Origin of the sequence: Pantoea sp. A4 (assembly GCF_000295955.2) — a bacterium.
GTDB lineage: Bacteria > Pseudomonadota > Gammaproteobacteria > Enterobacterales > Enterobacteriaceae > Pantoea > Pantoea multigeneris.
Map to the genome: position 1 here is coordinate 79,058 of NZ_ALXE01000017.1, position 22,943 is coordinate 102,000.

At 51.2% G+C, this 22,943-nt stretch carries 14 protein-coding genes; 5 read left to right on the plus strand and 9 right to left on the minus strand.

Translation table 11 applies throughout. From position 1 onward, the window contains the following. Nucleotides 1–16: 16 nt before the first annotated feature. The 7 genes from B880_RS0103415 to B880_RS0103445 form a co-directional block, all read right to left on the minus strand. Complete coding sequence (locus tag B880_RS0103415) at nt 17–1,453, minus strand: aldehyde dehydrogenase family protein (protein WP_017345969.1); 1,437 nt, start codon at nt 1,451–1,453, stop codon at nt 17–19. A gap of 306 nt (nt 1,454–1,759) precedes the next feature. After that, nucleotides 1,760–3,436 carry a thiamine pyrophosphate-binding protein gene (locus B880_RS0103420; protein ID WP_017345970.1) on the minus strand — a complete coding sequence of 559 codons (1,677 nt, stop codon included), beginning with the start codon at nt 3,434–3,436 and terminating at the stop codon, nt 1,760–1,762. A 14-nt stretch (nt 3,437–3,450) separates the two neighbouring features. Further along, a complete protein-coding gene (locus B880_RS0103425; protein ID WP_017345971.1) occupies nt 3,451–4,638 on the minus strand; it encodes an NAD(P)/FAD-dependent oxidoreductase in 1,188 nt (395 codons plus the stop codon). A gap of 20 nt (nt 4,639–4,658) precedes the next feature. Continuing rightward, nucleotides 4,659–5,468, minus strand: a complete 810-nt coding sequence (locus B880_RS0103430; protein WP_017345972.1) for an NAD-dependent epimerase/dehydratase family protein — start codon at nt 5,466–5,468, stop codon at nt 4,659–4,661. A gap of 57 nt (nt 5,469–5,525) precedes the next feature. Continuing rightward, nucleotides 5,526–6,731, minus strand: coding sequence for a pyridoxal phosphate-dependent aminotransferase (locus tag B880_RS0103435; RefSeq protein WP_202813416.1), 1,206 nt, complete (start codon nt 6,729–6,731; stop codon nt 5,526–5,528). Between the two features lie 26 nt (nt 6,732–6,757). After that, nucleotides 6,758–8,428, minus strand: a complete 1,671-nt coding sequence (locus B880_RS0103440; RefSeq protein ID WP_017345974.1) for a hydantoinase B/oxoprolinase family protein — start codon at nt 8,426–8,428, stop codon at nt 6,758–6,760. 23 nt (nt 8,429–8,451) lie between these two features. Next, entirely contained in the window at nt 8,452–10,554 is a 2,103-nt protein-coding gene (locus B880_RS0103445; RefSeq protein ID WP_017345975.1) for a hydantoinase/oxoprolinase family protein, read from the minus strand. Between the two features lie 367 nt (nt 10,555–10,921). Here B880_RS0103445 and ydiJ point away from each other — a divergent pair, with 367 nt between their 5' ends. Together ydiJ and B880_RS0103455 are read left to right on the plus strand one after the other, a co-directional pair. Continuing rightward, nucleotides 10,922–13,978: a D-2-hydroxyglutarate dehydrogenase YdiJ gene (gene ydiJ / locus B880_RS0103450; RefSeq protein ID WP_017345976.1), complete on the plus strand. Its 3,057-nt coding sequence runs from the start codon at nt 10,922–10,924 to the stop codon at nt 13,976–13,978. A 531-nt stretch (nt 13,979–14,509) separates the two neighbouring features. Next, on the plus strand, nt 14,510–15,109 hold the full coding sequence (locus B880_RS0103455; RefSeq protein WP_017345977.1) for a hypothetical protein: 600 nt from the start codon (nt 14,510–14,512) through the stop codon (nt 15,107–15,109). Between the two features lie 1,023 nt (nt 15,110–16,132). Here B880_RS0103455 and B880_RS25865 read toward each other — a convergent pair. Beyond that, a complete protein-coding gene (locus tag B880_RS25865) occupies nt 16,133–16,672 on the minus strand; it encodes an ATPase AAA (protein WP_026042402.1) in 540 nt (179 codons plus the stop codon). Between the two features lie 278 nt (nt 16,673–16,950). Then, complete coding sequence (locus tag B880_RS0103470; protein WP_017345979.1) at nt 16,951–17,166, minus strand: DUF6500 family protein; 216 nt, start codon at nt 17,164–17,166, stop codon at nt 16,951–16,953. A 685-nt stretch (nt 17,167–17,851) separates the two neighbouring features. On the opposite strand from B880_RS0103470, the gene B880_RS0103475 reads away from it, so the two are divergent. From B880_RS0103475 to B880_RS0103485, 3 genes are all read left to right on the plus strand, one after another. Beyond that, nucleotides 17,852–19,054: an AAA family ATPase gene (locus B880_RS0103475; RefSeq protein WP_017345980.1), complete on the plus strand. Its 1,203-nt coding sequence runs from the start codon at nt 17,852–17,854 to the stop codon at nt 19,052–19,054. A 35-nt stretch (nt 19,055–19,089) separates the two neighbouring features. Continuing rightward, the gene (locus tag B880_RS0103480) at nt 19,090–20,025 is read left to right on the plus strand and encodes a ParB/RepB/Spo0J family partition protein (RefSeq protein ID WP_036645313.1); all 936 of its coding nucleotides are present in this window, start codon (nt 19,090–19,092) and stop codon (nt 20,023–20,025) included. Between the two features lie 947 nt (nt 20,026–20,972). Further along, nucleotides 20,973–22,025 (plus strand): RepB family plasmid replication initiator protein, encoded by a 1,053-nt coding sequence (locus B880_RS0103485; RefSeq protein WP_017345982.1) that lies wholly within the window; start codon nt 20,973–20,975, stop codon nt 22,023–22,025. Nucleotides 22,026–22,943 lie beyond the last annotated feature (918 nt).

Genomic DNA, 22,943 nt, shown 5'->3' on the forward strand with positions numbered 1-22,943 from the left:
ACTCATGTTGTAACCATTAAGGCTGAATGTAAGAGGTTTTCACCGAGGTATAAAATTCGATGGCATAACGACCTTGCTCACGCGGGCCAAAACTGGATGCTTTACGGCCACCAAAAGGAACATGCGGATCGACACCTGCCGTAGGCGCATTCACCATCACCATCCCGGCCTGGGAGTGCCGCTTAAATGCGGCGGCATGTTTCAGGGAGCGTGTCACAATCCCGGAAGAGAGGCCGAAGCGGGTGTTATTGGCAATCGCCAGCGCCTCATCAAAATCTGCCGCCGGGATCACCGAAGCCACCGGACCAAACACTTCGTCCTGGTTGATCTTCATGTCATTGTGGGTAGCGATCAGCAGTGCTGGCGACATGTAGAAACCCGGTGTCGCCAGGTCAAGACGCTCACCGCCGTAAATCAGTTCGGCCCCCTCTGCGCGAGCGCTGTGTACATGGCTGAAATTACTTTCCAGCTGACGCAGGTCAACCACCGGGCCGATATGGGTTTGCGGATCCAACGCATGTCCGACGTTGATCGCTTTCATGCGGCTGACGAGACGCTCGACAAATTGATCGTGAATGCCTGACTGAACAATCAGCCGTGAAGACGCGGTGCAGCGCTGCCCGGTGGCAAAGAACGAGCCGTCCAGCGCACACTCAACGGCAATATCAATGTCCGCATCATCCATCACCACCAGGGGGTTTTTACCGCCCATTTCCAACTGGCAACGAATCATGCGTGAGGCGGCAATCTGCGCGATGTTTTCGCCTACGCCCTGTGAGCCGGTGAAGGAGATGGCATCAATGCCCGGATGTTCAATCAGTGCCTGTCCGACAACGGAACCTTTGCCCAGCACCAGGTTAAACACCCCATCCGGCAAGCCAGCACGATGCAGAATGTCCGCCAGCACTTGTGCACTGGCCGGCACCAGTTCGGCGGGCTTGATCACCACACAGTTACCAAAGGCCAGCGCAGGTGCGGTTTTCCATGCCGGAATCGCAATCGGGAAGTTCCATGGCGTAATCATGCCAATGACCCCCACGGCTTCACGGGTAATTTCCACCGTCATGCCCGGACGTGTTGAGTCCAGTACTTCACCCGGGATGCGCAGGGCTTCACCGGCCATAAACTTAAAGATTTCACCGGCGCGAATCACCTCGCCAGTGGCTTCACGCAGGGTCTTGCCCTCTTCACTCGCCAGCAGGCGTCCCAGTTCGTCACGGCGCGCCAGAATTTCGTTGCCGGTCACATCTAAAATGCGGCTACGCAATTGAATGGGGCTGGTAGACCACGCAGGGAAAGCCTCGCGTGCGGCCGCCACGGCCTGATTCACATGTTCAATACCAGACTGGGCCGCCAGCCCAAGCAGGTCTTTGGTGTCTGAAGGATTAACGTTATGTGTCGTCGCTTCAGTGCCTACCCACTTTCCACCGATGAAGCTCTTGTATGATTCCATCTTGAGGTTCTCATTCATCTGTTGTGCGGTAATAAGATGTCTGACAACTTATCGCATCTCGTAATTACGCGCAATTTGATCGTTACGGATATGTAAAATCGTTATTGATTAATTTGACGCAGGTCTTATTTTGCTCAATGCGATAATTTAATTCATTGATTTAACTGAATTTAAAAAATCCGCATCTGAAAGTTGCCGTCCAGCCATAACGCTGGCTTATTACCCGAATGGCCATAGCAGCAAAATAACAGGCAAAAAGAACGTCTTGAAGCAGTGACAACATCGTGACTGCCTCTTCTTCTTACCTTAACGGTCGCGCAGTGCTGACAGTGTGGTGTTATGGGAGATGATCTCTTTTTCCAGTTTGATTTCGATCACCGCAGGCTTGTTCGCTGAGCGCGCACGTTCGAATGCGGCGGCAAAAGCTTCCGTGTGAGTAACCAACTCGGCATGCGCACCGTAGGCTTGCGCCAGAGCACAGAAGTCTGGATTCTGCAATTCTGTCGCCACCACCCGGCGTGGATATTCACGTTCCTGGTGCATACGGATGGTGCCAAACATGCTGTTATTCACCACGATAACAATGATGTTGGCACCATATTGCGCGGCCGTGGCCAGCTCCTGGCCATTCATCATAAAACAGCCATCCCCGGCGAAGGCAATCACGGTACGCTCAGGGGCGATCAGTTTTGCTGCCACCGCGGCTGGCGTGCCGTAGCCCATCGCCCCATTGGTGGGTGCCAGTTGACTACGCACCTGGTGGAAGCGCCAGAAGCGGTGGATCCATCCCGTGTAGTTACCTGCGCCATTACAGACGATGGTGTCTTCAGGCACGTTGCGGTTGAGCCAGTCGATAATCTGGGCCATTTGCACATCACCCGCGACGGTAATCGGCTGGTTCCATGCGTTAAACGCCGCACGTGCCTGACGCGTCTGCTGCTGCCATGCTGGCGTACGCGTGGGTTTCGTCTCGCTGAGTGCCGCCACGACTGCCGCAGGAGCCGCATTAATCGCAACTTCAGCGTGATAGACGCTTCCTAACTCTTCCGCGCTGGCGTGAATATGGATTAAACGCTGTTGCGGCTGCGGAATATTAATCAGTGAATAGCCTCGGGTGGTCATCTCACCCAGACGAGCGCCAATCACCAACAGCAGATCCGCCTGTTTGACCTGCTCGGTTAACGCCGGGCTGATGCCAATGCCCAGGTCACCCACATACCCCGCGTGATCGTTATCGATATAGTCCTGGCAGCGGAATGAGTTGGCCACCGGCAGTTGCCAGGTATCCGCAAATTTTTCGAGCTGCTGACGCGTGGTTTCGCTCCAGCCGCTGCCGCCGACAATCACCAGCGGGCGCTCGGCGGTTTCCAGGGCATCACTAATGCGCTGAACGTCCGCCGTACCGGGCAAAGTGACAACCGGAGTCCATGCCGGGAGATCGGCAACCTGTGTTTCATCGGTCAACATATCTTCTGGCAGTACCAGAACCACTGGCCCCGGGCGTCCCGCCGTAGCCGTAGCCCAGGCGCGATTGACATATTCCGGTATACGGGAGGCATCTTCGATTTGCGCAACCCATTTGGCGACTTCACCAAACATGCGGCGATAGTCGATCTCCTGGAAGGCTTCGCGATCCATATCCTGACGCGCAACCTGACCGATCAGCAGAATCATCGGCGTCGAATCCTGACGGGCAACGTGCAACCCACAGCTCGCGTTAGTGGCACCTGGCCCACGGGTAACAAAACAGATACCCGGTTTGCCCGTCAGCTTGCCGTAGGCGTCAGCCATGTAGGCTGCGCCCCCTTCATTACGGCAAACATGCAGTGCCACTTCCGGCGTATCATGTAAGGCATCCAGCGCCGCGAGATAGCTTTCACCCGGAACACAGAACACGCGGTCCATGCCGTTATTGCGCAGAGCATCAATCAGGACGCGACCGCCATTACGCACGGACGCGGTAGAATTCATTGCAGATTTCATGGTTGTGCTCCGGACTAGATAATTAATTTTTCAAGGAACGGCGTCTGAGTGGCGATACGCTCGTAGCCCAGTGGTGAGAGATCCAGCGAACGGTATTCACCGTAGGTGATCAACTCCGCCAGACCACGACCTACCGCCGGAGACTGTTGTAAACCATGGCCGCTGTAGCCATTGGCAAACAGGAAGTTCTTCACATGGGTATGTGGGCCAATAATGGCGTTATGATCGAGGGTGTTGTAGTCATAATGACCGGCCCAGGAGTTGACGACTTTGATGGCTTCAAAGGCCGGAACGCGCTCCGCCAGCGGCAGCCAGATACGTTCTTCAAACTCAGAGTGGATCACGTCAAAATCATTGAAATCGACATCCGGATCGGGCGTAGGCTCCAGGGTACTCAGGAAGTAGCGCCCTTCCGGACGACAGAAAATCCCGGTCGGGTCGATGATAGCGGGCATTTTATCGGCCACTTTTTCCCGACAGTCAAAGACAAAAATGCAGCGCTTACGCGGTACGACCGGAATCGATAAGTCAGCCATTTCGCAGACTTTGCTGGCGCGCGTGCCCGCAGCATTTAACACATAGCCGCAGTTGATCACCTCACCCGAGGCCAGATGAACGCGTTCGATTTTGTCGTCGTTGCGGGTTAAGCCCACCACTTCATCGTGAATGTAGGTAACACCCAGCGAGCGCGCTTTTTTACGGAAGCCCTGCAACAGACCAAAGCTGTCGAACCAGCCTTCACCGGATAAGCCCAGGCAACCGGCGGCCACACCTTGCGCATTGATCCAGGGGAAACGCTGTTCGATCTGTTCTGGCGTCAGTAATGCCATTTCAGAACCTAACGCGACCTGCTGTTGGTAGTTTTCCGTCAGGATGGCGCGATCCTTTTCACTCACCATGTAGAGATAGCCGTTCTCCTGGAAGCCTAACTCCGGTACATCACCATCAACAGCACAATAGTCATTAAAGGACTTAATAAATTCTGAACCGTACTGTGAAATCTTAATATTAATTTCATTGGAAAACTGATGGCGAATAGAACTGGATGATAACGCTGTTGCCGATTTTGCATAGGTTGGATCGCGTTCAATCACCAGTACCGAACCATTAAAATCTGGATTGGCTGCGAGAAAATACGCCGTAGCACTACCAATCACCGCACCACCAATAATCACCACATCATAGGATTTAATATCAGACATGTTCTTTCTCCAGCAAATATTTAGTGGTTATCTTCATAGTGGCCAGCGGCAGGAAAACTGCCTCCGCAATACACGACGGCGATATCTTTTGGATCCGGCACGGCGGTATTGGCCTCCACTTTTTCGCGGAATACATCCGCGCTGTCCTGCGGCTGGTAGCCGAGGAAATTCGCCTGCTGGTTGTTCCAGAACTGTTCGCGGTTATCTGACACGCCGTAGACCACGGTGAAGCCCACCCGTGGCACGGTAAGGCTACGCTCAACCATCTGGGCAAAGTCGCGGAAACTCAGCCAGGTGGCTAACATCCGGCGATCTACTGGCTCCTCAAAAGAAGAACCAATGCGGATCGAAACCGTCTCTACGCCAAATTTGTCGTAGTAATAACGCGCCAAATCTTCGGTAAAAGCTTTACTCAGGCCGTACAGGCTGTCCGGTCGATGCGGCACTTCAGAGCCAATCATCGCTTCACGCGCATAAAAACCGATCGCATGGTTAGAGCTGCCGTAAATAATACGGTTCACGCCATTGCGACGACAGGCTTCATACACGTTGTAACTGCCACGAATATTGGCATGCAAAATATTCTCAAAGGTATTTTCCAGCGGAATACCGCCTAAATGCACCACTGCATCAACATCACGGGTGATTTCAAGTATTTTGTCGTAATCGCCCTGATCGCACTGAATAATTTCTTCGTTATCTGCGGCTTTGCCCATATCAGCAATATCAGTCAGACGTAATTTATCTGCCAGACCGGCCAACTCTTTTCTTAATACCGAACCAAGACGACCCGCTGCACCGGTAATAAGAATACGCTTAAATCTCGCCATAATAGCTCCACACTTTTTGCAACGGTTGCCTTATACAAGGCAACACGATATTTACGATTAAACCAGTTTGGTGATTGCCGCCGCGAGTTGCTTCACCGCGAGTCTGATCTGTTCTTCAGAGGTGGCAAAAGAGAAACGGACAAAAGGCTCCAGCCCGTAAGCGGCACCGGGCACGCAGGCCACATGTGCTTCGGTCAGAAAATAGGTGGCCACATCCGCATCGTTACGCAGGGTTTTTCCCGCTTGCGTACTTTTGCCGATTAGCGATCCACAGTCGGCGAACAGATAAAACGCCCCTTCTGGCGAAAACGCTTTAAGCTGCGGGATGGCCTGCAGTTCCGCTAACATGAGGTCGCGGCGGATCTGATACTGAATGCGGCAGTGCTCAACGAAATCCTGATTGCCACTGATGGCTTCCGCACTGGCAACCTGCGAAATGGAACAGGCATTGGTGGTGCTCTGCGACTGTAGCTTATTCATTACCTGAATTAAGCCTGCGGGCCCGGCTCCGTAACCGATGCGCCAGCCGGTCATCGCATAGCTTTTAGAGACGCCGTTAATGATCAACGTTCTGTCACGCAGATCGGGACAGGCCTGGCCGAATGAAACAAATTCTGTGCCTTCAAACACAATTTTTTCATAGATTTCATCCGACATGACCAGCAGGTTGCTGAATGGACGCACCACCTCACCAATCATGCGGAAATCCGCCTGGCTTAACACCGCACCTGAAGGGTTCGACGGTGTATTCAGCATGATCCAGCGCGTTTTTTCATTGATGGCCGCCGCCAGATCTTCCCGCGTCGGACGGAAATTATTTTCCGCACGGCAGGTCACAATGCGCGGCACACCGCCGTGCAGTTTAATCAGGTCCGGGTAGGAGACGAAATAAGGGGCCAGAATCACCACTTCATCGCCCTCTTCGAGCGTGCCCATCAGCGCATTAAAAATAATCTGCTTGGCACCGTTACCCACCGTGATTTCATCTGCGGTATAGGTTAATCCGTTGTCTTGTGCCAGCTTCTGAACAATCACCTCTTTCAGCTCTGGCATGCCCGCTGACGCGGTATAGCGCGTTTTGCCCTTCTGCATCCCCTGAATCGCGGCAGAAATAATATTCTGCGGCGTATCGAAATCAGGTTCACCCAGACTAAGGTCGACCACATTAATGCCCTGACGCGTCATCTCTTTCGCTGCCTGCGACACCGCCATACTCGGCGATGACTGAATGCGGGAAAGTCGTTCTGATTGATAGTTCATCATCTTCGCTCACTGTTATTCTGCCGCCGTTAGCGGGCGTTAGAAGAGTATCCGTAGAGTTCCTGGGCTTCGGCTTCGGTGATAAAGCCATATTCGATATCGCGCTGTACTAAAGCGCGGTCGCGTTGCCGCGGGTCGCCATGACCGCCACCACCTGGCAGCTCGAGCACCAGCGCGTTGCCTTGTGGCACCAGCTGGGTGCCTTTCGCTTTTAACAGCGTGCCATCGGCCAGTGAAACGCGTCCCGCGCCACCACTCAGCCCGCCCTCGCGTCCGCGTGCCGGATAGAGCACGCGGTCAAACATCGCGTTGAAACGGAACTCAAAACCTTCATTTGGCGCGATTTCCATAATCTGACCCAAACCACCGCGATACTTACCCGCGCCGCCTGAACCAGGACGCAACTCTTTACGCCAGATAGTGATCGGGCCGACATGCTCTGAGGCTTCTACCGGCATAGTGTGTACACCGCTTGGGAAAGCGGTTGAACTCAGGCCATCGAACTGCGCCCGCGCACCGGTGCCCCCGCTGTTAAACATTAAAATTTCTGCATTCAGCGCAGGGTCGGCGTTTTCATCGGTCGGGCGCGCGCTGACATGCAGGTTCCACAGGCAGCCAGAGCCTTCTGCCGGCACATCAATGCCCGCCAGTTTTTGCAGCGCACCGAGTACCAGGTCCGGGACAAAGTGACCCAGTACATGACGCACCGAAACCGGAGCAGGACGACGCGCATTAAGGATGCAGTTATCCGGCGCTTTCACCTTGAAGGCCGCCAGCGAGGCTTCGTTATTAGGGATTTCCGGGGCCAGCGCACATTTCAGGCCATAACAGGCGTAGGCTTTGGTGTAGATCAGCGGGACGTTGATACCAAACTTGCTGGCACCCGATGTGCCTGCGAAATCGGCCATGATGGTGCCATCTTCCACCGTCAGAGTGACGGCCAGCGTGACAGGCTCATCGTAGCCATCCAGCGTCATGCTATTCGAAGCCGTTGCTCCGGCGGGTAACTGCGCCAGACGTTCGGCAGTGGCCGCCGCACTGTTGCTGAAAATGAAATCGGCCAGTTCCTGTAAATCATCCAGCGCAAACTCATCCATCATATCCAGCAGGCGACGCGCGCCCACCGCGTTACAGGCCGACAGCGAGAAGATATCGCCAATCACCTGATCGGCTTCACGCACGTTATTGCGCAAAATGCTGATGAGAACCCGGTTAGTTTCTCCCTGATCAAACAGCTTCAACAGAGGGATAAACAGGCCTTCTTCATACAGCTCACGTGAATCGGGGCCAAAGCCACGCCCGCCGATGTCAACGACGTGTGCTGTACAGGCGAAGAAGCCAATCAGTTTCTGATGACGGAAAGTCGGGGTGACAATGGTAATGTCGTGCAGGTGCCCGGTGCCTTTCCAGGGGTCGTTGGTGATATAAACATCCTCTTCCAGAATGTTTTTCGGGCCAAATTCCTTAATGAAGTGTGCAACGGATTCCGCCATGGTATTCACGTGGCCCGGCGTTCCGGTAACGGCCTGCGCGATCATTCGACCGTGAATGTCGAATACCCCGGCGGACAAATCCCCTGCTTCTCGCACGCTCGGGCAAAATGCCGTGCGGATCAGCGTCATGGCCTGCTCTTCAACCACGGAAATAAGGCGATTCCACATCACCTGTTGCTGTACTTTTGCTAACGTCTGATTGGTCATGGTAATAGTCCTGATAGCCGGGCTTAATTCAGCAGGTTTTTTTTCTGCACCAGCAGGCTGCCATCGTTCTGCACAATGACATCGAAGCTGGAAGTGACGATGGTGGAGGTTTCGCGTTCAACGACGATAGCCGGGCCGCTGACACGCTGTCCGGGACGCAGGCTTTCACGTTCACAGATTTGCGCATCGACATAGTCCCCCAGCGCCGCATCAAACAGTGGGCGGATCAATGCACTCTGCGTGGCGGTGACAGCCTGAAGCGGATCCACCTTTTCAACCGGCGGCAGCTGTGAACTGGCTTTGACGGTCCAACTGATGATTTCGATCGGCAATCCTTCAATCGGACGACCAAAGAACTGGGTATAAGCCTGCTCAAACAGTTGGGCAAAGGTTTCGCGCTGCGCATCCTGATAGGGACCTTCTGGCAGCTCGATGGGGATCTCCCAACCCTGGCCCTGATAGCGCATATAAGCACGACGCTCCCAGATGATGGTTTGATCGCGCGCGCCCTCTTCCAGCACCTGCGCGGCGCTCGCGGCCAGTTCATTCAGCGTGGCGTTCACCTGGCTCATGTCACACAGGTCGAGGCGCATAAAAGCGCTTTTAACCACTTCGTAGCCAAACGGTGCTTTCAGGAAGCCCACCGCCGAACCGACACCGGCACTGCGTGGGATCAGCAAACGGTCAATGCCGAGTTTTTCGCACAGGCGCGAAGCGTGTACCGGCGCGGCACCACCGAAGGCGATCATGGTAAAGGCCTCCAGCGCTTTGCCGTTTTCTACCGCGTGAGCACGCGCCGCATTTGCCATGTTTTCATCTACCACTTCACTGATACCGAAAGCGGCCAGCGATGGCGTCAGTGCCAGCTTCTCACCGACGGCGTCATTCAAGGCGGTTTCAGCCGCGGTAGTACTTAACCTGATGGCTCCCCCGGCGAAGTTATCCGCATCGAGGCGACCCAGTATTAAATCGGCATCCGTTACCGCCGGACGTTTACCGCCACGCTGATAACAGGCCGGACCCGGTTCTGACGCGGCACTTTCAGGCCCGACGCGGATCTGGTTCATGCTGTCGACGCTGGCTAATGAGCCACCACCGGCCCCGATCTCAACCATTTCGATTACCGGGATTGAAATTGGCATGCCGCTGCCCTTCTTAAAACGGTAGCTGCGGTCAACTTCAAATGTTTTTGCCGTCTTCGGGCGGCCCTGCTCGATCAAACAGATTTTTGCCGTGGTGCCGCCCATATCAAACGAGATAACGGAATCGAGACTGAAACGGTTGGCAATATCAGCGGCAAACATGGCTCCGCCTGCCGGGCCAGATTCCATCAGACGTACCGGGAAGGCCGCAGCATTCTGCACGCTGATGATGCCGCCGCCGGAGTGGATCATAAACACCGGACAGGCGATCCCGGTCTCTTTCAGACGATCAACCAGCGAGTGAAGATAAGACTCCATGACCGGACGGACATAGGCGTTGGCGCAGACGGTGTTGAAACGCTCGTACTCGCGCATTTGCGGTGAAACTTCAGATGAAATGCTGACAGAGAGAGATGGATTACGGCGCAGCAGGATATCGCGCACCCGAGCTTCATGTTCACCGTTCAGGTAGCTGTGCATAAAGCCAATTGCCACGCTGGTGTAACCGCCCTGCTCGATGACGCTGGCCAGCGTCTCGGCTTCATCCAGATCCAGTGCTTTCAGCACCTGACCTTTGGACCCCACACGTTCGTTCAGGGTGTAACGATCGGGACGCGCAATCAGCGGCTTGGGCAAGGTGATATTGAGATCGTACTGCTCAAAACGGTTCTCAGTACGCATTTCTAATACGTCCCGGAAACCTTCTGTCGTAATAAAGGCGGTTTTAGCACCACGACGTTCAATCAGTGCGTTGGTTGCCAGCGTGGTGCCGTGGATCACCATGTCGATATCACTGAGGTGAATATCGGCATCTTTTACCACCGTCAGAATACCGTCCAGAATAGCCTGCTCGGGGGCTGAGTAATTGGTTAATAACTTCGTCGAGAAAATTTGCGTGCCAATTTCCAGCGCAATATCGGTGAAGGTTCCCCCAATATCGACCCCAATCCGCACCGCCTGCTTTGTATTATTACGTTCGATCATTTCTCATATCCAGTTTCATCAGACCAGCTGGTTAACAGCATGGTGAAGTATCGGTAAGTGCCAGCTCACACTCGGTTTGAGTCACTACGAAACTACATTGTCACATCCTTATAACATGAGATAAGATGTCTGACAACTGACGTCATGATAGGGTTTTCTTATCGATCACAGTTTTGCGAAAAAAAAATATTTTTCGTTTAACAGCATGATAAATCGTGTTTTTTATTCAATTCAGCATTATTCAAATTCCAACCCCCGACTCTGAAACAGGTTGTGCCGCCGCTTCATACGGTTGAAATCCGGGTGCAAATACCGGGTGCAATCACGAGCGGTACGATGTGCACTCTATTTAGGTGAGCAAATTAAAATGATTCCAGGACTTGATGACGTACCCGGCATTCCCCCTGAGACAAAGCGCTTTCTTGCGGAACTTCGCGTGCGAGGTTTTAGCGGTGATATTGCGGATCAATACAGTGACAGACTGACTCTCGCCACGGATAACAGTATTTATCAGTGTTTGCCGGAAGCGCTATTATTCCCACGCCATAGCGCTGATATCGAATTACTAACCCGCCTGGCTGATGAGTCCTTCCCTGCTATCACTTTCACGCCTCGCGGTGGAGGCACCGGCACCAATGGCCAGTCGCTGAACCATAATGTCATCGTTGATTTATCCCGCTATATGCATCACATCATCGAAATCAATATCGAAGAGAGGTGGGTGATCGCGCAGGCGGGCGTGGTGAAAGACCAGTTAAATGACTATCTCAAACCGTTTGGCTTCTTTTTTTCGCCTGAATTATCCACCAGTAACCGTGCCACCCTCGGTGGAATGATCAATACCGACGCTTCAGGCCAGGGATCGCTGGTCTACGGTAAAACCTCCGATCACGTCATTGGTCTCTCCGCCGTACTGGTGAATGGTGAGGCGATTGAGGCGGGCCCGATGTCAGCGGCAGAAGCTGCCACGCGGGGAATGGCCAGCAGCCGCGAAGGCCATATTTACCGTACCGTAGTGGAGCGCTGCCGTACCCAACGCGCCCTGATCCTGGAAAAATTTCCCCAACTAAACCGCTTTCTGACCGGGTATGACCTGCGGCATGTGTATAGCGATGACTTAACGGAGTTTAATCTCAGCCGCATTCTGGCCGGGTCCGAAGGATCGCTGGCTTTGATCACCGCCGCAAAGCTCAATATCACCCCTATTCCGCAGGTCAGACGCCTGATTAACGTCAAGTATGATTCGTTTGATGCGGCGCTACGCAATGCGACCTTCATGGTAGAGGCCAATGCGCTCTCGGTGGAAACTGTAGATTCGACCGTACTGAACCTGGCGCGCGAAGATATTGTCTGGCACTCGGTGAGTAAACTCATTACTGATATTCCCGGCCAACAGCTGCTCGGCCTGAATATGGTTGAGTTCGCCGGGGACGATGAAGAGGAGATTGATCAGCGTGTGGCAGTGATGTGCGAGCGGCTTAATCAGTTTATTACTGCTCAGCAGGCCGGGGTGATAGGCTGGCAGCTCTGCACCGAAGTGGACGAAATCGAACGTATTTACGCCATGCGTAAAAAAGCCGTGGGTTTGCTCGGCAATGCCCGTGGACGGGGTAAGCCGGTGGCGTTTGTCGAAGATACCTGCGTGCCACCGGAGAAACTGGCGGATTACATCGCAGAATTCAGGGCATTGCTCGACAAACATGAACTGCGTTATGGCATGTTTGGTCATGTTGACGCTGGCGTTTTGCATGTCAGACCGGCGCTGGATCTGACCGATCCCCAACACGAAATACTGCACAAGCATATCTCTGACGAAGTCGTGGCGCTGACCGGGAAATATGGCGGACTGCTCTGGGGCGAACACGGTAAAGGTTTTCGCGCCGAATACAGTCCGGAATTTTTTGGGCCTGAGTTGTATCAGGAACTCAGAAGCATTAAAACCGCTTTCGATCCCCTCAATCGTCTTAATCCCGGCAAAATATGCCCGCCGCTGCAGGCTGATGATCGCGCGATGTTTCGTGTCGATGCGGTAAAACGCGGGACTTACGATCGGCAGATCCCGGTGAATATCCGCACCGACTGGCGCGGGCCGTTGGAATGCAACGGCAACGGGCTGTGTTTCAACTACGATACCTTTAGCCCGATGTGCCCTTCCTGGAAAATTACGCAAAATCGCCTTCACTCCCCCAAAGGCCGCGCCACTATGGTAAGAGAGTGGCTGCGTCTGCTGGCGGAGAAAAACATCGATCCGGCAACAGTGGAGGCGTCCCGCCCGGGGTTTATGCTGCGCTTACACCACACGCTGGCCGCCAAAAGGGGGCGTTATGACTTTTCTCATGAGGTCAAAGCGGCGATGTCAGGCTGCCTTGCCTGTAAAGCGTGTTCCACCCAGTGTCCGGTAAAAATAGACGTTCCCGACTTTCGCTCCCGCTTTTTACAACTTTACCATACGCGCTATCTGCGCCCCCTGCGCGATCATATTGTCGCCGCAGTAGAGAGCTACACCCCGCTACTCGCCCGCATCCCGCGTTTGACCAACCTGTTCCTGCGCAGAAAACTCGTTCACCAGATAGTCAGTAAAACCACGGGAATGGTTGATCTCCCGCTGCTATCCGTGCCGACATTAAAGCAGCGTGTTGCATCACATCCTACGGCACTGACGCCTGCAAGCAGGTTGTTCCAGCTCAGTGAACAGCAGAGAACAAAGTATGTGGTGTTGATTCAGGATCCTTTTACCAGTTTTTATGATGCGAAGGTGGTTGAAGATGCAGTTAAGCTGATTACGCATTTGGGTTTCCACCCGGTTATCCTGCCCTTCACGCCGAATGGCAAAGCGCAACATGTGAAAGGGTTTTTACAGCGCTTTGCTCACACCGCCAGCTTGACCTCAGAGCGTCTGAATCAAATTGCCCGGTTGAATATTCCGATGGTGGGCGTTGACCCAGCGCTGGTGCTCTGCTTTCGCGACGAATACCAACGGGTGCTGGGCGACCAGCGCGGCCATTTTACCGTGGCGCTAATGCATGAGTGGTTGCGCAGCGTGCCGTTTCAACCCGCCGTCATGCAACCGAAATCCCTGCCATGGTATCTGTTTACCCATTGCACTGAAGCCACGGCGCTACCGGGATCGGCTCAGGAGTGGGCCATGATATTCGCCCATTTTGGCGCACGGTTGGAAGCGGTAAACCTCGGGTGTTGCGGCATGGCCGGAACCTATGGACATGAGCGGATTAACCTGGAAAACTCGCGCGGCATTTATTCGCTCTCCTGGCAACGCAAGCTGGAAAGCCTGCCCGCAGAGCGGTGTCTGAGCACCGGCTACTCCTGCCGTAGCCAGGTGAAGCGATTTGCTCACACCACGTTGCTCCATCCGCTACAGGCGCTGCTGGACATTGTCGCCGCGCAATCCGGGGGGCAGGCGTAATCTGTCAGGGCGTTATCGGTTTTCCCCTACCCCAGGGAAGGGGCATATCCGCACCTCCTGGTAACAGCGTTGGCAAATGAGTGAAAAGCCATGAAAACACACCAGTCAAAATCATCCGCAACATCATGAACCGTATAGGTTTTTTATGAATTTTCAGGCTGAAAATCGCCAAATTTTCACATGAAAAGAGAGATGAATCGGTGTTGAGAGGCTATTGCCGGGGGATAATTGTCACCCCAGGGGTATGTCTGGATCCAAAGTCGTTACATATCCAGAATGCCCTCACTCCCTACTCCCTACTCCCTATTCCTCACTCCCCACTCCCCACTCCCCACTCCCCACTCCCCACTCCCCACTTCGGGTTTATCGCACTTGCCCGCTACAGGCAACCACTCGGAGAGAATTTGACGAGGGGTAGTCTCAAGAGTGATTATGGTCTGCGTTCCAGGCACCGGTGATTTTACCGTGCAGAGCAGGTGTAATTCTCGCAGAGCGAAATGAGAAATGCGCCACATACTCAGGGAGAGAACAATGGCGTTTTTAGGGTTTATCAGCGCGCAGGCGTGTCGACACTGGCAAGATGCATCGCCTTTTTTACCGATGTTCAGCTTTCATGAGAAACATCAGTCAGCCCCACTCAACGCCCTGCCCGAGTCAATTATTCACGTAGTGCAGACACTGGATATGCATGAGGACCCGCTGATTAAGCGTTTATTGGCGCTGCGTCAACTACCGGATCGGTTGCGCCGCAGAACAACACCCGCTCCGTCCTTTAGCCTGGACAGCTTTACTTTGCTGCATCAAAGCAGCCACGAACTCTCTTTTGGACTGGTTGGCCGCTTTTGGCAGTCAGCGTTGATGTTTCCCAAACCAGAGGATGCCCAGCAATTTCTCCAGTTCGCTGACCCGAATGCTGCCAAGCTAGTGCTGCGTTTTAAGGTCATCATCGATCCCGCTGGAGAAACTCGCTTATGCACTGAAACCTTTGTCTACTGTCCCACACCTGGAGTAAAAGCACGCTTTAGCTGCTATTGGCTGCTTATCCGCCCAGCCAGCGGTTGGATCAGACGCCGTACACTGCGTCTGGTACAGCGTAAGCTGGCAGAAAATATTTTATCACCTGATGCGTGATCGCTGCCTGCCCTGCCCTAAATCTAAGGCACCGTAAACGTTACACAGCGACGGCTTAAGGCTGGCGTGACAGATCCACTGCTCGTCCATCGCCCTCACCGCGAGGCCTTGGCAAAGGCCTCATATTTGGTAGCAATCCCGGTAAGTCCCGCTCCCAAAAACGTTGTAACTATTAATGAAATCAGCCCAGAAGATTAGCCCGCTTTTTGTCTATCATTCTCTGAACCGCCTGTCTTAGCCCGCTCTCGAAGGTTGGCGAATGGGTTGGCTCTTGTCTGAACTGCCATGCTTCATTGCGGCATAGTCCAGACCGCTTAACTGGCATTATTTTTCTTTGGGAAGGCAGATTTTCACGTAAAAAAGAGGTGAAAATCGGTGGGAATTCGTGAAAATGCACCAGAGAAAAACACCCATAACGCAATGAATAGTATGAATTTTTTTCAAATTTTCAGGCCGAAAATCGCCATTTCTCACACTGTTTCATGATATGTAAAGAGGTCTAAAAAGGGGAGTGATGGCATAACTTCATCTTTGCACAAACATAAAAGCAACATGGTCTCCGGCCAGACGCAAGCTGATCAAGCATTCTGGGCAAACGTGTTTTACTAAGCAACGTTAACTTCACAATATTCCTTAAAGTTGTTGAGCCATCCTTTCTGAAACAACAGGGTCGCACGGGTATCACCACCAGGATAATCGTAACAAGTGCTGGTATTCAGTGAACAGTACGTAGAAATGAGGATGAAGCCGTAGCCTAAATTTGAGCCTTTCATGGAAAGAACCGGCGGTATCAAAAGAGGGGAATTTACAGGATGCAGCTCAGCGTTGCTTTGACTGGAGTGCGCTTCTGTTCTCTACTTGCATTTTTCCCAAACATCAGGATTCAAGGTCAGTAGTGTTCGAATAGCAGATAGGCTTGCTCACCTTCACTGTGCATTGAAGATACCCGGCAGATTAAATTCTACGAGTTACAGACTCTGATGAATAATAGCCTCTATTCGGAAGCATATTAATCTTCTGAAACTACAATGAAATATCCCAGCTTTGATAGCAGGCATTAATCTCGCTGGGTAGGGACAACATCAGCTTTGGAATAGTTGCCTGCTCGAAAAGTTTCCTGTGGAGAAGGTGGCTTTTAGGCGCAATATGCACAATGTATTTAAGCATTTCCCAGGTCAGATTCTCCCTTCCGGCAGTAAGACCACCGATCCTGGGCTTTGACGAGTAACATCGCCGAATATAGCGCTGCAGTGCTATAGCTACTGGCACATCAAGCAGTATCAGCCCTGTTGCACGTTCAAGTCGGGGATATATACACTTTGTGTAGTTGCCCTCAATGACCCATCTTTTTTGTCGAACTGCCTCTTCATGTAACCGATAAAAATCTTCTGGATTACGGGGAATCCATTTTGTGTCAGGTAAATGATACAATTGATCTAGATGAATTAAAGGTAATAACGCCTTAGAAGCAATTGCTTTTGCCAGTGTAGATTTACCGCTATTTGAAGGCCCCAGGATACATATGCGTGGGCCCAGGTCATCTAATGATAATGTGGTATTCATTCATCGATTCCTAAAGCGCAATAAATTCAAATACAAAAAGATACATCAACAAGCGATCAGGAGCAAAATATGGCCCCTGACTTGATGCTAGTTAAGAGAGTGCTGTTTCCCTAGCGTAATAGCTTTGCTTAAAGTCCGGGAATAGAAAAAACCCACCAAGAAAAAATCCACATATCCATTTGAAATATAATGAAAAAAACGGATTTTTCAGGCTGAAAAACACCACAATTTCACATCCCTATACGGTCATTGAACAGGCTTTGCCCGTGAGATGATGGCTATAAGGCTGAGATCAATACTTTAATCTTTTCTGCTTTCTCAAAATGGTCTAGTTTCATATCCCTAATCCACCACTGGGTAACCTCCATCAACAACTCAGGATCGTCATTTTTGTTGGCAAAGAACGCATAAAAAGATAAGCCTACATTGCTGCCTTTTTGCCTGATTTTGGCTTCACAAATACGGATGATTTTTTCCTTCATTTCTGGTCGCATATACTTTCCTTGTTGATACAGAGATCGCTGGTTTTTGTTTACGCTAAAGTTCGAGATTATTTTTACACAGATGTTCTCCTATCAGCAGTTTCATAACTTTCTCGCCACCATCTCAATGGCTAAGGCTAATTTGAAATAAAAATAGCATAATCTTTTGCTTTGATATTCTCTCCGCCGAAGATATGAATACTCCCGCAAAAATACCTGGTAAAACTATAAATTGCGTTGTGCCGAGGGATAATACTTATTCTCGCAAAGTCTCGCCTTGATTCTCTTGTTTAGCGGCTCAGAGAAAAATTTCACGGTGTTCTTGTGACGTTGGAGTAGGGCAGGGGGGACAAAATCTTGCACCTGGCATTAAAAGCGTCGCCATGCATTTTTTCCCTAACGGCGCGATCTGCATATTTTTAAGGTGTTTTTTCAGACTTAAAATGGCTATACACACTTTTATCTGAAATTTCGATATTTGCATTTCGCTCAATAACTGCCAATATAGTGTTCAAAAACCATCCAACAAAAATACAAACACTTAACTTATTGATTTTAAGATACTTCAATAAAAACATCTTGTATTAGCACCTTCTATTTTCATTAAAAAAAGCCAGTTTTCTGTATTTTTACCAAAAAACTGGCTTGTGGAGATTTTTTTAGTAAAATAACGGAAATCATTACTATTGAGGTGCTTATGAAGCGAGATTACGGTGATGTGTTTGATATCGCCAACCGGGCTAACGGAATGCTGCACGGTCTGAGCAGCCACATAGAGCAACAACGCCAGGAATTTAACCAGCAGGGCTACTACTACACCTTCACGCGTAATGCGGTGGCCAACCTGCCGTTGCTCAGTAAGCATGCTGTCGCAGCCGCCATCAGCGAGATGGAAGAGGGCGGTTATGAATTTGGCAGACGGCAAACGGGCAGCACCTCGCAATACGCCATGAGCATCCAAAACGTTGTCGATATTTATAAGCATCGAAAAGTGCCTAAGTATCGCGACAAGCATAAAGAACCGTTTGTTATCTTCGTGGTAAACCTGAAAGGTGGGGTCTCTAAAACGGTTACGACTGTTACCCTGGCACATGGTTTACGTGCCCATCCGGGTTTACTCCACAACGACCTGCGTATTCTGGTTATCGATCTCGATCCCCAGGCTTCAAGCACCATGTTCCTGAGTCATACAAACAGCGTGGGTTCTGTGCTGGAAACCGCTGCCCAGGCGATGCTTAACGACGTCAGCACTGAGCAACTGCGCGAACAGTTTGTGAAGCCAACCGTGATGCCCGGTGTCGATGTTATGCCTGCATCCATTGATGATGGCTTTGTTGCCAGCGACTGGGAGGCTTTAGTTGCGGAGAATCTGCCTGGCGTAGCGCCTTCAGAAGTCCTGCGTCGGAACGTGATTGATCGTCTGGCCGGTGACTATGATTTCATCTTCATCGATACCGGGCCGCATCTGGATGCGTTTATGTTGAACGCCATCGCTGCCAGCGATCTGCTCCTTACCCCGACACCGCCTGCACAAGTCGATTTTCACTCGACCATGAAGTATCTGACGCGCCTGCCTGAAATGCTCGAACGCATCGAGAATGAGGGCATTGAGCCGCGCCTGAAAGCGAATATCGGTTTCATGTCGAAGATGACCACCAAACATGACCACGTCACCTCCCACAGCTTCGCACGTGAGGTCTTCACCAAGTCGATGCTGGATGCGGTTTTGCCGCGTCTGGATGGCTTTGAACGCTGTGGTGAGTCATTCGATACCGTTATCAGCGCCAACCCCGCGTCTTATCCCGGCAGTGCTGATGCGCTCAGAAAGGCTAAGCAGGAAGCTGAGAACTTTTCACGCGCGGTTTTCGACCGAATTGAATATATCAGGAGTACCAAGTGACCGATCAAAAATCACTCAAGCGTATTGGCCGCACCATGGGGCAATCCCAGATGTCGAGCTTTATCAACAGCGGCAATCAGTCACGCGTTTTCACGTTAAAATCCGGAAGTACGGCAACGTTTGTTCGCCAGCTAATCCCAAGTGGCGAAGTTGAAGCCCGCACGTTTGTTGATGCAAAAGTAAATGGCCGCGATCAGACGGCATTAACCGAAGAATCGGTGAAAGACATCACGCGTACCATTGAACTGCAACAGTTCTTCCCGGCGATCGGGAGGGTGGTGGATGGGCGTATTGAGATCATGGACGGTTCCCGTCGTCGTGCCGCCTGTCTGTTCACACACACCGGCTTAGAAGTGCTGGTGACCGAAGATGACATTGATATCAGCGATGCCCGCCAACTGGCTGCTGATATCCAGACCGCGAAAGAACACAACCTACGTGAACTGGGACAACGTTTCCTGATGATGGAAGCGCAGGGGATGAATAAAACGGAAATTGCGAAGGCTGAAGGGATCTCGAACGCTAAGGTCACTCGTGCTTTCCAGGCTGCCTGGGTTCCGGCAGAATTTATTGCGTTGATCCCGGTGGTTTCCGATCTCAGCATCCCGGATTACAAACTCCTGCTTGATGTGGCAGAAGAGGCAAAATGTGAAGGTGTTGGCGTCGAGGATCTTGTTGATCAGGTGAAAGTGCGGATTAGCGAAGATCAGTCCCTGAATAAGCTCGCTTCTGACGATCAGAAAACCCGGATTTTGTCATTTTTCACCACCGCTAAGAAACAGTTAGTCAAACCCGCAAAGAACAAAAGCGTGATGACTGAAAAATTTGGTCATTTCACCGACCGTGCAGCTTACGCTAAGCGGAAAACCAACGTTGAAAAGCGCCATGTGCAGTATGAGTTCCATCGTTTGCCATCAGGCACGCTTGAAGAGATCGATGCAGCGATCAAAGCGATTTTAAGTAAGGCCTGATATCGGTCTTCGTTATATCGCTGTTTTTAATATGGACGTGAATTTTGCGTCCATAGTTGTCACCTATCCTCCTGCTTAAAGCCCAATTCAATCTGTTACATACGGATTTAAACGCTCTCAGACGCCTTCTAAACGATCCGATAAAGAAATGCTAATCAGGGCCATCTCGTTCCATAACGTCGCCAGAAAACGCATACAGATGCTTCTATGGGGTGCGGTTCTGCATTTTGACAGCAACGGAGGTGCGTGTGGCGTTTTGATCAACGTTATACATCCCAAACGATCGTTATTAAAAAACAGCAATGATCGCTGAATCACCGCATGGATTAAGGAAAATCACCACTGATGCTGGCTTTCATTTTGATTTTTATCCCCTTTATCCACAGGCTCGATCCAATTACTCGATCATAAGGAGATCCCACTGAGATCAAAGAAGATCCCGGATCGCTGTAAGCCTTGATATTACTGGCCTGACAGGGTGTTAGTAACCGCTATGGTGAGTAGAGTAACCTCTGTAGAGAGTGGAATAACCGATGAAATGAGTAAAACAACCGATGAAGAGAGCGCTCAATAACCGCTGTAGTGAGTAGAGTCGTTTGTCTTCTGTGGTTAACTCGCGAGCTTGTGGATAATTTTTCTTCAGGTGAACAGGATTACTTGATGATTCTGGGTGAGATTTCAGCAAATCTTATCCCCGTTATTCATTGCTTAGATCAAAAAACAGATCACTAAGAGATCAAATAAGTTCCTAACAGATCCCCGGCAGCGCTGAGGCCTTGTGTTACAAGCCCTGAGAGGGGATCAGTAACCGCTATAGTGAGTAAACCAACCGCTATGGAGAGTAAATTAACCTCTGTAGAGAGTAGTCTAACCGATGAAGTGAGTGCTAGTATCCGCTATAGAGAGTAAACGCGATACATCACTGTGTATAAACCGGATCCTCGAAAATGTCTGAAAATGAGATAAAAAACAACAAGGTAGTCGAAGCCTTTTCAGAAACTGATAAGCGAACTGGCGAACTGGTGGTACTTACCCCCAACCGGGATAACACCGTACAGCCGGTCGCGTTAATGCGATTAGGCCTGTTTGTGCCCACGTTGAAATCCACCAATAACAGAAAAAATGAGACAACGGCGGTAACGGATGTCACCAACGAGTTAAAGCTTCTTTCTATAGTAAAATCAGAAGGTTATGAAAGAATTAAAATCATTGGCCAGCGGCTCGATATGGACAATGATTTCAAGACCTGGGTTGGGATCATTCATGCATTCGCTAAGTACAATGTGACCAATGACAAAGTCGTTTTGCCTTTTGTTGAGTTCGTTAAACTGTGTGGCATTCCTTCATCGCGATCCTCAGCCAAGCTAAGACAGCGGCTTGAAGCCTCGTTGATCCGTATCGCCTCTAATACCATTCAGTTTGGTACTGCCGACAAAGACGAACTCTACGTCACACACCTGGTGCAATCTGCGAAGTACAGCGTAAAAAAAGATACCGTTGAACTGCAGGCCGATCCCAAACTCTTTGAACTCTATCAATTTGATCGCAAGGTGTTGCTGCAACTGCGAGCCATCAACGCACTTGCGCGCAAGGAGTCTGCTCAGGCGCTCTACACGTTTATTGAAAGCCTGCCACCTAACCCAGTGCCTATCTCCATGGCACGCCTCAGGCAGCGTTTGAACCTGACATCCCGCCCGATTACCCAGAACGCGACGGTGCGCCGCGCCATGGAGCAGCTAAAGGATATTGGCTACCTTGATTACACGGAACTAAAACGGGGTAACTCGGTGGTCTTCCATATCCACTATCGTCGGCCAAAGCTCAAACCTGCTGAGTTGCCACTTAAACTGCCTGATATTCTTGAGGATGAGCTGGAACTCGATGACCCGATCGAAACTAACGAGGTTGTCCCAGCCAGCGAGCCACAGGGTGAGATGGTGATGCTGTCAAAAGCAGAACTGAAGATCCTTGAAGAAATTCGCAAAGGGAAAGTGAAATAACCCTCGGTAACTCCCCTGATGAGATAACCGCTATAGAGAGTAACTACTCTCTATAGCGGTTATTCATCGCCATGATCCTCTCCCGATCTGCCTCTGATACTGATTTTACGGGCATTTGTGACCTTGTAACCGCTATGGAGAGTAAGTAAGTGCTCTCTATAGCGGTTATGCCCAAATCACGCACTTACGTTTCTCTGTTGCGGCCTCCTCCTACTCCTGCAGGGCTCCGGGCCTTGTGGAAGGGGAGGGCGCTCATGTCACGCCTTGTAGCAGTGGGCTGCGCGCGGATCATCTGGCAGTAACCGCTATAGAGAGTAGATGTTTGCTCTCTATAGCGGTTATTTGAGAGAAGTGACGTTGTGACGTCTATTTGACTGATTTACATCGATATTCATAAATAGTTGACGCACGATATAGGGTTTTTTGAGAGCCAATTCACATCGACATCTTAATATTAAACATAAGGTTACGAGATTTTGGTGTCATTGAGAGCTCGTTCAAGGGCTGCTATCCGCTGTAGTCAGTAGCCGCTCTCTATAGTGGATAGTTCAGCTGAACTTTCTCAGGTGCTGAACCACCATAAGGGGCTGAATCTGTAGGAACTGCGATCACGGTCGCACGAATAACCGCTATAGAGAGTAGATCTTTGTCAGCCTGTACGCCGGGCATGGGAAAGATCATCACTGGATCATGGGTGCCAGGGATCTAACAACCACTATAGAGAGTAACTACTCTCCATAGTGGTTGTCAGGGCGCATGTAAATAAGCCCCTTCTCGGATCCTTCCGGGCAGAGGTACCGGTTGTGGCGGCCACGGCTCCCTTCAATGAGACCCGGCAACGCGATCCTGCAATACCGGCCACAGAAAGCATAATTCTCCAGTTTGTTTCCCCTTCAACGCTAATGATCTGCACTTGTC